The following is an 11,677-nucleotide window of genomic DNA, read 5'->3' as shown; positions in this document are numbered from 1 at the left end:
TTGAGGTCGAGCAGGACCGGCTGCTCAACGCAGAGTCCTGCAGATTTGCACGGCAAGAGTATCAAGACCGATGTTCCGAAGGGCGTGTTGCCGAACATCGCAGCGATAGTAGCATGGTCCCTGATCGGCATCACGATCGCCACGGCGTCGATGATGAGCGCGGCAACCGTCGCCGCTAAGCAGGCCCGCACAGGGTATCATCGAGGAATAAGGCCCGAGAGCGATGTTGAACGTGCGTTTGCGAAGCATAAGACTGGCATTCAAGACCTTCCCCGAGCGCCGGACTTGGCGCGGATGCCTTGGGTTATTCGGCGTATACGCGCTGTGCGCTCTGCTGATCGGATGGGCGACGGGATTTTGTCGTTTGGAGTTGATGAAGGCATCCGCCTGGGTAATCGCCTCAACGCCCGTCGTTTTGCTCGTGACGCCGAGTCTTGTAGAGGAAGTCTTATATCGTGCCGTCTTACTGCCGCATCCGGTTGAAGCGGCTTCTCCGAGAACAAAACTCGTTTGGTCCTCGGTCAGTCTCGTTGCCTTTGTGGCCTCCCATCCAGTCAATGGTTTGGTGTCACGAAGAGCGGTGTTTCTCGACCCGGTTTTTTTGGTGCTGGCGACACTGCTCGGCATCGTATGCACCCTCACCTACCTGAGATCGGGATCGATTTGGGTACCGATGCTGTTTCATTGGCTTACGGGGGTCGTGTGGATCATGTTTCTGGGCGGTTGGCAGAAGCTGATGATCCCCGGAGTTTGGGAGTAACGGAACCGTTATGGAACGCGCTCTGACCGATTTCAGATTCCCCGAATATTGCACGAGAACCGAGCGATGAAGCCACCGGCCATACAAAGGCCCAAGCGCGATTTCGGCGTCAATCGCCGGATATCGGAATCTCTCGATGGCCCGGTTTGCCGCCTCGGGCCGAGACCGCCGCTCGGGCGAGATAATCCTCCCACTTCCGCGCCGTCAACTGCTGAAACATCGGCACGACGGGGTTGAGCTCGATGGGAGGTGCGTCCCAATGCTGCTCATAGCCCTGTTGCTCCGCTTCCAGGGCAATTCCGTCCTCCAGCAGTATGGGCTTGAACACCAGAGGTTTGGCGACGTTCAGCACCATCTGGGTCAGCCACTTCGGCGTTTTCACGGAAAGCAGCGGAATCTTGACGCTGTCGAAATAGAACAGGAAAAACACGCGAGTGGTCCGTTCGTCGATAGGCAGCAGGAACGACCAGTTCTTGATGCTGTCGCCGGTGTTAGTCCATTGGTAGGGATACTCGTAGCACAGTTCGATGGACCGGGTGTTGACCCGGTTACGATCGACGAAAATCCCTGAAAACCGCCCAGCGGCCATGTGGGCGTCGTAGGTCAGGTAAACCCGGTCCTCGTCGGCTTCGTGATGGGTGAGCTTGGCGTCGACGAAGGGACGGTATTTCCGATGCAGGAACGCGTGGGCGAAGTCGCAGATATTGTCGATCACCATGGAATGGTGGGTACGCCAGATGAAATCCACGGCAAAATTGGCCCATGGACGGTCTCCGGTAAGTTCCGGAATTTCGGGGATCTTTCGCTCTCCGGCCAGGGCCGGATCGCCCGGAAACAGCCAGATCAGGCCGTAGCGGACGCTTACCGGGTAGGTGCGCAACCGGTTCTTGATGAGCGGTCTGCCGAAGCTGTCATGGGAATAATCGATCAGCCAGCCGTCCCGGTTGAACGTCCAGCCGTGATAGGCGCAGCGCAGATGGCAGCCATCCACAACGCCGTGAGTGAGCTTGAGCTGGCGGTGCGGACAGCGGTTCTGAACGGCCGCGAGCCCGCCGTCCTTGCCGCGGAACAGGGCAATGGACCTCTTCCAGAACACGACTTCCTTCACCTCCCCTTTCTTGACCGCGCTGTCGTATTCCACCGCGTACCAGCGGTCCGGATCGAGGCCGGCGGCACGGGCCTTTTGCCGGGAGTTTTTGGCTTCCGCGAAATCAGGCGGCGATTGCCGGGATGTGTCTTGCGCATTCCTCATCGTCAGTACTCTCCATATGACCAAGGGTGGATAACGGGGACCAATAGCCGTTTCACTTAGGTGGGGTGATGACACCGCGGCGCACGAAATCCTCGTAGGCTTCCCGAATCGCTTCGGCCAGGCTGGTGGGCCGATAGCCCAATTCCTGTCCGGCCTTCTCGTGATCCGCCCGGCGCCGCATCGAGAGCAGGCGCACCGCGGCAGGCGTGAATCGCCGAGGCGAGTTGGGAAAGATCCGGAACCAGGTCTTGTCGGCCACTTCCGCCAGCGCGGCCATGACGGGTGCGGGCAAGCGCAGTCCAGGGGACGGTCGCCCGGTCACCTGCCCGTAGAGAGCCATCAGGTCGTCCACACTGGCGTAAGCGGTGCTGATGATGTACTTCTGCCCGGAACGGCCTTTCCGCATGGCGAGCACATGGCCCTCGGCGATATCGCGGGTGGAGACGAATTCGAAGCCGCCGGGGATATAGGCCTTGAGCCGGCCATGGGCGTAGTCGATGAGCACGCGTCCCATGCGCGACGGCTTGTAATCATGCGGACCGACGATGGCGCAGGAGGTGGCGACGACCACGTTGAGGCCGTCCGCGTGGGCGCGCAAGGCCTCGTGTTCCGCCAGATGCTTGGTGAAACCGTAGGGCAGATGGCGATCGAAGGGATAGAACGGCATGCCTTCGTGGCTGGGGCGGTCCGGTTCGTACCCGGTGGCGCTGAGCGATCCGGAGACCACGACCTTGTCGACGCTGTGGCGGACGGCGGCTTGCAGAATGTGCCGCGTGCCCAGGACGTTGGTATCGAAGACTTCCCGCTTATGGGCACCATTCCCGGCTATGGTCGAGACCAGCGCCGCGCAGTGATAGACGCGGGAACAGCCGCGCACAGCCGCGTCGACCGCCTCGGAATCCCGCAAATCGCCATAGGCTCGGTCGACGTCGAGTCCCGCCAAGGCCCCGTTGTCGCGGCCCTGTCGAATCAGGACACGGACTTCGTCTCCGTCGGCCAGCAGGCGGCGTACGAGATTGGCGCCGAGATGGCCGGTCGCTCCGGTGACTAGCACTTTTCCCGAGTTCACGTTGGTTCCCTTCTCTGTGGTGTCGAGACCGGATGGTAACACGCTTCTATCCAAGGAAGCGTCTTGCACCTATACGGGGACATGGAGTTCCGATTTACCTCGGTCCGGAGTCCGTCGATGGCCCCCATAGCGGAAATTTGCTGATTTTGCCCTTCACGAAGTGGCTCGTCGGTTCCGTTACCGTAACCGGGGCGAGCGTCTCGTCCGCGATACGCCACGGACAGATATTTCAGGATTCGAAACACCCAAACCCGGAACGTCCCAGATTCGGGTGAACCCGTGCGACGGCAAGTTGTCGTTAGAAATTAGATCGGGTCGAAAATTCACCTCCGCTCAAGATGAGTAACCTCGGTTCTCAAAAGGAAAAATGACCAGCCTCCGTTCAGGAGAACGCCATGCGCCATAGATTTCCCCCCACCACGTTCGGTGTCGCCTTGTTTCTAACGTTATCTGCCTTTTCTCCCATTGGAGTCTCTGCACCCGACAAATCGAATCACGAGGTTTGGATGATCGACCAATCGGGTTTCCCGCCTAGCACCATTCCCGATGACGACATCGGCGGCAAGCTGTACATATTCGATGGCAGAAAGTTGTCCCGGAATGCGGCGTCCAAGGCAAAACCGGAGGTCTTCGAACTAGCGAAATTGGCACAGCGGCTGGACGACACGGCAACACCGCGTCGACCGCACTACATCACCTTCAATGCGTCCCACACGCATGCCATCATCTCGTTTGTGGCCACCGGACATGTTCTCATCATCGAGGCGGCAACACGAAAGCCGGTTTTCCTGGTCGATGTAGGCAAGCAAGCTCACGCAGCCGTCCCTTCGCCGGATGAGGCCTATATTCTGGTCGCTAACCAGAACGGCAAACTCGTACAGAGAATCAACACCGATTACGCAGCCAACACCTTTACCCTCGACCATAGCGCCACTCTGAATCTTGCCGATGGGACGACGCCGAGCGGAGCCCTCAAACAGTTCGGCTCCGCCGATGAGGACGGTGTTCGGCCGGACAACGCCCCCATCCTGGCGCTGCCGGACTCCACCAGTAACTTGGCGTTTGTCACGCTTCGCGGCGGCGGTCTGTTTGTCATCGATCCGCGCGCCACGCCGATGGCTATCGCCGGTGAGTATACGACCTCGACCATCGAACCCGCCGGTCTCCTGGCGGCCCAGACGGGAAACAAGATGTACTTCAATTCGGGCGGCGGCGGTGGAGCCGAACTCGGGTTCCAATCCGTACTTTATGCTCTGCCGGTGAGCGCGTTCTCGCCTTCGCCAAATCCGTATCCGAAGCCAGACACCCCTGCGCCGACGGTGGTCTTCGATCACGGACAACAAGACGTGGATTCGCATGGGCTGCTTGCCACCCGGCAGGAACGTTACCTTTGGGTAGCCGACCGCGCCGCCAACAAGATCATCGTGGTCGATACCGAAACTGACGACGTAGTGAACGAGATAAAACTGGCTGGCGTCGTATCGCGGGACCCGGCACCGGACATTCTCGGAATATCGCCGAGCGGCGATCGGGTGTACGCGACGCTGCGCGGACCGTTCCCGCTCACCGGCAACAATCCGGAGCTCAATAACGCTCAGGGACAGACGCCCGGCATAGGGGTGATCGAGGTCAAACGAGGCGGCAAAAGCGGAATGCTGAAGCTAGTCGCCCCCGTCTCGAACGTCGACGATACTGACGATGAGGAGCGCGCCGACCCGCACGGAATTGCCGTGCGGAGTCGCTGAGGACCGAATGCGTAGCGAGTACGCCGGCTGGACTAAAGCGTCACAAGAGCGCGGGGGGAACGCACCCGCCGGTCGATTCAGCACCGCACCAAAACCCCGTCGCGCCGCCGACAGCGGTCGGCTTATCGTAGGCTCGCGCACGGGCAGATAGAGCGCGTTGCGTTGTGATAACTGGTTGCGTGGTCATTGCTGGCGCTCTCCCGAGGCTCTAGCGGACGGTAACTTCGGCGATCATCCCTGCCTGGTAGTGTCCCGGAACATGGCAGCCGATCTCGAATCGGCCGGGTCGATCGAACCGCCAAACCAACTCTTTCGTTTGGCCCGGCTCTACGGTCACGGAATTCGGGCTGTCATGGGGCGTGTCGGGAGCGGCATGCATCTCCCCGGCGTGCGATTCCTGCTCCGCAACCGTACCGATGGTTGCCTCGTGCGTCAGTCGGCCGATGTTATTAACGATCAGGCGCAATGTTTCTCCGCGATTTATCGTAAGCGACGAGGGATCGTATTTCATGCTGTCCAGGGTTTTGATTTCGATCGTGCGCGTGACTTCGTCGGGTTTGCCGGGTTGACCGGCGGCCGATTGTTCAGAACCGGAGTGCTCTTCCGGCAGATGTTGATCTTTCGATACCGGCGATTCGAGGTCCTGCGCCTGCACTACGAGGGCAGACATGACTAAAGTAGCAAGAATGGCGGCGCGGTAGATCGAACGTGACATCACGATATTCTCCTTATCGAAATTCGAAGACGTTTTGTGGCGTGCCCTCAAACTACGACATAGATCTTGAGTGGCGCAAAAAAGTCCGGAGACCGCTTCTATTTCTTATCGGTGCCGAGCTACTAGAGCATTTTCTGATTCGGTGTAAGGGAGCCCCATATGTAGGTCGGCAATCCTTTGCCGACGTACCGGCTCGGCAAAGGGCTTTGTCGGAAGGGCAGCTCTGGCGCTCCCAGAGATGCCGTTTGCGATTGGGAAGGGATTGCCGACCTACGTTCTTCCCGCCCTACACGAATCCGTACACCGGGATGAAAAACGCTCTAATCCTCTCCGTATCTTCATTGCGCTTTCGCCGATTCCTGGAACCCCAGGCGCTCGCCAGGCTTGGCGACTTCATACCAGGCCACGACACGCTCCGCGTCCGGATCGCCTTCCTCCGGAGCCCAAGCAGCGAAATCTTTGTCCTCGACGGGGCGGTAAGGGCCCGGTTTGACCTCGAACATGACCGTCTCGGGTGCCAGAACGACCACGGCATGCCAGGTGTACGGCGGAATTTCCACCGCCATATCGCCTCCCGCGGCGCTCAGGTCGATGCGCTCCAGGACGGTTCCTTTTTCGTCGAAGGTAATGATGGAAAACGCGCCGCGCACCGCCAGCATCAGTTCCCATCCGTCCGGGCGCGCGTGGCGGTGAGGGCGGACGTAGGTTCCGGGCTCCATGGCGTTGAACAGGCGCTGGATCGGGTCCTCTAGGTCGCGGTGAATGTTCAGGTTTTTCCGAAGCCTGGGAGAGGCTGCGGCCTCGCCCATCAGCCGGAGGAGCTGTTTGTCGCTAATCGTTTTCAAAACGTCCATGGTCGTCTCCTGATACGGCGTCGGCAAGCGCTTCGCGCAGCGGGTTATGGCCGGTTTGCCGGCTTTCGCGCGGCGCTTGTGCATCGCGAGTCTGAAATGGGTCTGCCGGTAATGATGAACGAAATCGCGCGGCCGGGTCTTGTCTGTAGAATTGCGCAAGGAGGTCGTAGATTTCCGGATATTCCATGCGCACCAAGTCTGGCGCTTCGAAAAAGTATTCGCTGAGCACCGCAAAAAATTCTCCGGGCGCTTCGGCCGCGTAAGGATCTATGGGAGTCTTCTCCTCCTGGTCCACGCGATCGTTGAAATCTTCGAACGCGGCCGTGAACGCGTCAGTCCAAACCCGCCGCGCCATCCCGCGATGCAAGTTCGGGAAACCGTCGGCTGCGCCATTGAGCATGTCCAGCTTATGAGCCATTTCGTGGATGACGACGTTATAGCCTTCGCAATGTCCGGAACCCTGCACGTCCGCCCACGACAATATGACCGGCCCGCGCTCCCAGGATTCACCGGTCAACACATCTTCCCATTCGTGCATGACGCCGATAGCGTCGAATTCCGAGCGAGGGCGTATGAATCCGCCGGGATAAACCACCACCGTACGCCATCCGTCGTAGCAGTCGAAGTCCAGATTGAGAATAGGGAGACAAGCCAGCGCGGCGATTCGGGTGCGCACCCGGTCGTCCAGAATCATCCCGCCCGCCGGTTCGAAAATCTTTTCGTGAACGAAAAGGGTGGACAGTTGACGCAGACGCTCCCGTTCTTCGTTATTCAAGAGATCGAAAATTCGAAGCCCCGCGAGCGACCAAAGCCAGGTCGATTCGGATATCAGCCCCCGCTGAAGCAACTTGCGGCGCCGCCGCCGGCGGAGTAGACGAAAGGGCGAGATCATGGCCGACCCAGGACAGCACTCGGACGGTCCGCGCTCATCGCGGCGCAGAGCATGGTTTCGGTCGTCCAGCACATGCTCCACGCCCCGCTGTGGTCCACGGCGATCCAACCGTATTCGCGCTTCCGCTCGACGGCTTCGCGATAGGTCGCTTCCGAGGCTTGCACGATGTTGCGGCCATCCCGAACACGCGTTTCGAGACGCACCGCAACGCCGTCATCGACGATTTGTTCTCCGATGCCGGTGCAACTGACGGCGGCGTAGCCGGAGGCATAATTGCCCGCCACCGTCGCCGAATCGGATATTCGTTCCGGAAAATTGAACCGGCCGCCGCCGGTGGACGTGGCGGCCGCCAGACGGCCCCGCTGGTCCAGGACCACCGCGCCCACCGTTCCGGCGCCGACCGAGGGCCCGGTCTGCCGCTCCAGATACTCCGCCCAGCGCCGCGCCCGCTCCGGGGGAACCGGGTTTTGCGGCGGCATGCCGAGTTCCCGGGCCAGAAGCTGGGCTCCCAAGGGACCGAGCACCGATTCCGCCCGGTTCTGGAGCGCCCGGGCAAGTTTGATGGGATGGACCAAGTGAGTCGCAAGCATGACGCCCGAGAATTTCAGGCGCTCGCCGTCCATCAGCGAGGCCGAGAGACGCGCAAGTCCGTCGCTTTGCAAGGCCGAGCCGTAGCCGGCGTTGAACAGAGCCGATTCCTCCAAGCGCTTGACGGTTTCCGTCACGGCATCGACGGCGGATTGGCCTCGGCAAATCTCGGCCCATGCCGACGCTGCCAAATCGCCGATAAAAGTCCAGCGTTTCTCGCTTAGTCGGGGATCCGATTCCGGGGAGCCGGCGCCGCCGTGGATCAGGAGAACCGGCGGGCGGGCAATCTCAGCAAAGCGTTTTTCCATGCGGCTTACTGCATATTGATGTTCGATTCGGCGCGATGACGTTTGTCGGTGTCATCCCGTGCAGGAATAACCCAGCGGGCAATTTGTCTAAGATGCGAACTTCGACATATCTTGTCAAAAAAGGGCTTTTCCGGTTCGCGGTCAAAGGATGGGGCAAGGCCGTTTCAACACGATAAAGATCGGCTTCGGGTTCTATGGAGACTCCCCTTCCCCAGATGTCCTGCTTACCGAAAACGACTTGCGTTTCATACATTCTGTGAGGAACCTCCTATGTACAACTATTTTGCCCTTTCTTTGGTCGCCCTGGTCGGCATCGTCGTGTTCGACGACGATCCGACCGGCGTCTCGCTACAGGAGTGGATACTCTACGCGGTGCTGCTCTATGCGGCGTTTTCGTTCTTTCGGCGCTATCTGGCGCAGATCCGGCAGCAGATTCGACGGGGCGGATAAGCGCTCTTGCCCATTTATGCGCCTCGGCCGCCAGGTGTACTCACGTAACATCCGGCGCGAACAACTCCAGGTTTTGCTGAATTCGATCATAGATCAGTCGCGAGCCGACGATTCGTGCGGCGGAATGCAGGTCGTGCCTACAGCTTTCGTTCGGCACGATAAGATGTTCGACAATGTGTCCGCGCACCGTCAGGTAATCGGAAATCAGAGAGCGGTGGCAGCACGACGGATCTTTCTCGGCACACATGAACGCGGTCCGGCAGATTCGTGCCAGCCTTAGTATTTGTTCCACGGCTTCGCGGAAATCCGGCGTCTCCATATAGGCGGCATACGACCGGAATCCCGGATTCAAGACCCTGTGTTTTACATCGTCCGGTGTCGCCGATCGCCATCCGCCCAGATTGTCGCCTTCCCATTGATACTGAATGCCGGCCTGCGTTAAAGCCCGTTCCAGCGTAGGACGGTTGAATTGTCTAAAACGCGCGGAACCGGGCCTGCTGCGTACGTCGACCAGACACCCGATGCCATGCCTCTTGAGCATATCGATCAGTTCGTCAGAGCTTCTGTTGCTGTGGCCGATGGAATAGAGTTTCATGGCTTCACTTCCTTCTTGCTGATTGTTTTTTCCCATTTCCCGAACCGGCACACCCCGCCGGCAGTCCGCCGATGATTCGGGCGGACGTTCGAGTTCGTATGTAATGCACTTTTTGGACTCGAAAAACAATCAGAAGCATCCCGACATTCTGACCTATATCTCGAAATAAGCCGTTGCAGGCGGGCAATCCTTCGCTGACGAGACTTCGGCAGTTTCAGCCATAAGCAAGTTCCGGGCTTCTATAGTGTCTTCAAGTATTCGAGCACGGCCTTGCGTTCTTCCGGGCTCAAGCCGTCGCCGAAAACATGGCCGGCATTGGAGTGGCCGGGCAAGGTCGTATCGTAGATTTTTTTCCGTTCCCGCAGGTCGTCCGTACCGGCTTTCCCCTGCCCCAGCGCCGTGTAGCGCCAGCCCAGGCCGACCGGATCGTAATCGGCCGCGGACGACTCGTACGACCGCGTCCAATACTTCGGCCGTTTCGAACTGTCGAGCAAGGCTTCGATGGTCGGCACCGATCCGTTGTGGAGGTAAGGAGCGGTAATCCAGATTCCGTCCAAAGGCGGAGCGAAATAACCCGGCGCCGGGGCGGCGCGAGCCGTTTCGCCGTAATAGGAGCCGTTGAACCATGCGATGAACCGGTCCGATGCGCCGCCGACAGCGTGTTGCGCCAACACTGGATCGGTGCCGATTTCGTCGAGTCCCAGCACCAGATTGGGATAAATCGGCTGTTCGCCATAGGTACCGTGGCAGCCGGAGCATGTTCGCTCGAATACGGCGCGCCCCTGTTCGGCCAGCTTGCCGTCGAGACCGAAAGGCCACGGCGGCGGTTTGAGCGATGCAAAGTAAGCCAGAATATCCGGCGCGTAGGCATCGATATTTCGCACGGTATCGACGTCATCGGCGCAGAATATGGCGCCCACCATCATGGCCCGTGCGAGATCACCGCGGCCCTCGGCGTTGTAGAACAAGGCGTTCTTCTTTGCCATGCGCCACCAGGGCGGAATGCTGACCGGCGCGACCGATTTCGGCGGCGGCTCGATCAGCGGTTCCGGCGACCATGCCAGCGTTTCCGGATTCCGGTGAGCGATCAGCGCGAACGTCATATTGATGGCCGGATTCGCGCCCATCGTGTCGGTGATCATGTAAGGGGCAATGGCACGGATTCGGTCCGCCCAGCGCCGCCATTCCGCCGCTTCGGCCTCGTCCTCCACGTATGCGCCGACGCCTTCTGCGGCAGCCGTACGGTCCTCGGTGAAATCGAGATTTTCGTTGCCTAGGCCGATGACCAGCTTTCCGGCGAAGAAACCGGCATGGCAGGACAGGCAATTGTTCACTACGAGCTCCACGCCCTTGGGTGTCGTGTAAGCCGTGAGGTTGTAAGGCAACTCGGCGTTTCGGCCGGGTCTCCCCAGAATAAGCGTCATGGGCTCGGGCGCCGAGGCCGTCTGTTTGTAGGCCGAATAAGGCATGCCGCAGGTGATGTACGGCGCGTTGAGCAATGCCTCGTAACCTTTGTTCGGATCGCCCGGACGCTGCTGTTCGGCAGGAACGGGTCCGGCGGGCGAATAGCTGACGGCGTTCGTCTGTTCCCTCGATTCGCAGGCCGCCAGCAAGAAAGCCGTAAAGACGATCGAAGCGACGGACGATGTTTTGGCATTCGGCATGTTCGACTCACGAGCTGGTTTTTAGCGGAAAAATCCTTTTTTTGGGAATCGAGCCGTCAATAGCCGGCCAATTCGACGAAACCCCGCCCTGAAAGCGCTTTACCGCGAGGCCCGGTTCCGGACACCGAGACCGCGCCGGACCAGGCGCGAACGGACCGGACGATTTCCTGATCTTCGACTAAGGGAGAAAGGCGCAGTTCGGCTTCGAGCTTCGGCAGCCTCACGATCCAGCCTACCGGATAAGGAACTCCCGAGGGATTAGACCAGTAAGTGGCGGGTTCGAGCCGAACGTCGTTTCCGGAAATCGGAACAGCGCGGCCATCGGATTCGATCAGGAGCCCGCTCGACACTGGCGGCGCGCTGCCGTCCTTGCGCCTCAGCTGGAAAAGCAGGAGCTCACGGCCATCGTCGAGCTGCAATTGATAGCGGTTCAGGACCAGTTGTCCGCCCGGCGGGGCTAGTTTTCCCCAACTGCGGCTGAGCCAGGCCTCGCCGGTTACCTTATGTCGATGCTCGCCCAACCGAACCGTTCCGGATATCGCCATACGGCTAAGCAAATATGCGCGAAGACGGCCTCCCGCAGCAGCCGGGAAGCTTTGCCCAGCCGGCACGACAGCGGGCTTTCGGGCCTCCAATCGGAGGTTGAGTTGCGTCCCGTCGGCGTCGGCCTGCAAGGTGAAGGACGTGGTTTCTCCCAGCGGCACCCTTAGCTTCCAGTCGTCCAGCCAGACCAGCCCGGAAACGGGATCATACCCGCTCATGCCCAGTGCCGCTCTTGCAAAACG

13 protein-coding genes are annotated in these 11,677 nt (G+C 59.8%); 3 read left to right on the top strand and 10 right to left on the bottom strand.

The genetic code is table 11. The annotated features are described in order from the left end of the window. Nucleotides 1–191: hypothetical protein (locus ABJK70_RS12605; protein ID WP_347258145.1), on the bottom strand; the 191-nt coding region annotated here is incomplete at its 3' end. A gap of 32 nt (nucleotides 192–223) precedes the next feature. On the opposite strand from ABJK70_RS12605, the gene ABJK70_RS12600 reads away from it, so the two are divergent. Continuing rightward, nucleotides 224–760 (top strand): CPBP family glutamic-type intramembrane protease, encoded by a 537-nt coding sequence (locus ABJK70_RS12600; RefSeq protein ID WP_077727941.1) that lies wholly within the window; start codon nucleotides 224–226, stop codon nucleotides 758–760. Between the two features lie 109 nt (nucleotides 761–869). Here ABJK70_RS12600 and ABJK70_RS12595 read toward each other — a convergent pair whose 3' ends face one another. Then, entirely contained in the window at nucleotides 870–2,012 is a 1,143-nt protein-coding gene (locus tag ABJK70_RS12595; RefSeq protein WP_077727940.1) for a Rieske 2Fe-2S domain-containing protein, read from the bottom strand. A gap of 52 nt (nucleotides 2,013–2,064) precedes the next feature. Continuing rightward, nucleotides 2,065–3,123: an NAD-dependent epimerase/dehydratase family protein gene (locus ABJK70_RS12590; protein ID WP_168175310.1), complete on the bottom strand. Its 1,059-nt coding sequence runs from the start codon at nucleotides 3,121–3,123 to the stop codon at nucleotides 2,065–2,067. 464 nt (nucleotides 3,124–3,587) lie between these two features. On the opposite strand from ABJK70_RS12590, the gene ABJK70_RS12585 reads away from it, so the two are divergent. Continuing rightward, nucleotides 3,588–4,826, top strand: coding sequence for a hypothetical protein (locus ABJK70_RS12585; protein ID WP_347258144.1), 1,239 nt, complete (start codon nucleotides 3,588–3,590; stop codon nucleotides 4,824–4,826). A 208-nt stretch (nucleotides 4,827–5,034) separates the two neighbouring features. On the opposite strand, the gene ABJK70_RS12580 is transcribed toward ABJK70_RS12585, so the two are convergent. The 4 genes from ABJK70_RS12580 to ABJK70_RS12565 all read right to left on the bottom strand — a co-directional run bounded on the left by ABJK70_RS12580 (nucleotide 5,035) and on the right by ABJK70_RS12565 (nucleotide 8,183). Next, nucleotides 5,035–5,541 carry a cupredoxin family protein gene (locus tag ABJK70_RS12580; protein ID WP_077727937.1) on the bottom strand — a complete coding sequence of 169 codons (507 nt, stop codon included), beginning with the start codon at nucleotides 5,539–5,541 and terminating at the stop codon, nucleotides 5,035–5,037. A gap of 338 nt (nucleotides 5,542–5,879) precedes the next feature. Continuing rightward, nucleotides 5,880–6,395, bottom strand: a complete 516-nt coding sequence (locus ABJK70_RS12575; protein WP_205780630.1) for a WbuC family cupin fold metalloprotein — start codon at nucleotides 6,393–6,395, stop codon at nucleotides 5,880–5,882. Continuing rightward, a complete protein-coding gene (locus tag ABJK70_RS12570) occupies nucleotides 6,373–7,287 on the bottom strand; it encodes a M90 family metallopeptidase (protein WP_077727936.1) in 915 nt (304 codons plus the stop codon). The genes ABJK70_RS12575 and ABJK70_RS12570 overlap by 23 nt, the downstream gene beginning before the upstream one ends. After that, a complete protein-coding gene (locus ABJK70_RS12565) occupies nucleotides 7,284–8,183 on the bottom strand; it encodes an isoaspartyl peptidase/L-asparaginase (protein ID WP_077727935.1) in 900 nt (299 codons plus the stop codon). Before ABJK70_RS12565 ends, ABJK70_RS12570 begins: the two co-directional genes overlap by 4 nt. 270 nt (nucleotides 8,184–8,453) lie before the next feature. On the opposite strand from ABJK70_RS12565, the gene ABJK70_RS12560 reads away from it, so the two are divergent. After that, on the top strand, nucleotides 8,454–8,633 hold the full coding sequence (locus ABJK70_RS12560; protein ID WP_077727934.1) for a hypothetical protein: 180 nt from the start codon (nucleotides 8,454–8,456) through the stop codon (nucleotides 8,631–8,633). Between the two features lie 40 nt (nucleotides 8,634–8,673). On the opposite strand, the gene ABJK70_RS12555 is transcribed toward ABJK70_RS12560, so the two are convergent. The 3 genes from ABJK70_RS12555 to ABJK70_RS12545 form a co-directional block, all read right to left on the bottom strand. Continuing rightward, on the bottom strand, nucleotides 8,674–9,228 hold the full coding sequence (locus ABJK70_RS12555; protein ID WP_168175309.1) for a DUF488 domain-containing protein: 555 nt from the start codon (nucleotides 9,226–9,228) through the stop codon (nucleotides 8,674–8,676). A gap of 239 nt (nucleotides 9,229–9,467) precedes the next feature. Beyond that, the gene (locus ABJK70_RS12550) at nucleotides 9,468–10,892 is read right to left on the bottom strand and encodes a hypothetical protein (protein ID WP_347258143.1); all 1,425 of its coding nucleotides are present in this window, start codon (nucleotides 10,890–10,892) and stop codon (nucleotides 9,468–9,470) included. Between the two features lie 56 nt (nucleotides 10,893–10,948). Next, a partial coding sequence (locus ABJK70_RS12545) for a lipocalin family protein (RefSeq protein ID WP_347258142.1) occupies nucleotides 10,949–11,677 on the bottom strand: 729 nt, incomplete at its 5' end.

Origin of the sequence: Methylocaldum sp., assembly GCF_039794385.1 — a bacterium.
GTDB lineage: Bacteria > Pseudomonadota > Gammaproteobacteria > Methylococcales > Methylococcaceae > Methylocaldum.
This window is presented reverse-complemented; position numbering and strand designations above follow the sequence as displayed.

Excerpts from the sequence above, each read along its gene's own strand:
- ABJK70_RS12565 (WP_077727935.1), bottom strand. The coding sequence starts at position 8,183 with ATGGAAAAACGCTTTGCTGAGATTGCCCGCCCGCCGGTTCTCCTGATC.
- ABJK70_RS12560 (WP_077727934.1), top strand. The coding sequence starts at position 8,454 with ATGTACAACTATTTTGCCCTTTCTTTGGTCGCCCTGGTCGGCATCGTC.
- ABJK70_RS12600 (WP_077727941.1), top strand. The coding sequence starts at position 224 with ATGTTGAACGTGCGTTTGCGAAGCATAAGACTGGCATTCAAGACCTTC.
- ABJK70_RS12550 (WP_347258143.1), bottom strand. The coding sequence starts at position 10,892 with ATGCCGAATGCCAAAACATCGTCCGTCGCTTCGATCGTCTTTACGGCT.
- ABJK70_RS12555 (WP_168175309.1), bottom strand. The coding sequence starts at position 9,228 with ATGAAACTCTATTCCATCGGCCACAGCAACAGAAGCTCTGACGAACTG.
- ABJK70_RS12595 (WP_077727940.1), bottom strand. The coding sequence starts at position 2,012 with ATGAGGAATGCGCAAGACACATCCCGGCAATCGCCGCCTGATTTCGCG.
- ABJK70_RS12570 (WP_077727936.1), bottom strand. The coding sequence starts at position 7,287 with ATGATCTCGCCCTTTCGTCTACTCCGCCGGCGGCGGCGCCGCAAGTTG.
- ABJK70_RS12575 (WP_205780630.1), bottom strand. The coding sequence starts at position 6,395 with ATGGACGTTTTGAAAACGATTAGCGACAAACAGCTCCTCCGGCTGATG.
- ABJK70_RS12585 (WP_347258144.1), top strand. The coding sequence starts at position 3,588 with ATGATCGACCAATCGGGTTTCCCGCCTAGCACCATTCCCGATGACGAC.
- ABJK70_RS12580 (WP_077727937.1), bottom strand. The coding sequence starts at position 5,541 with ATGTCACGTTCGATCTACCGCGCCGCCATTCTTGCTACTTTAGTCATG.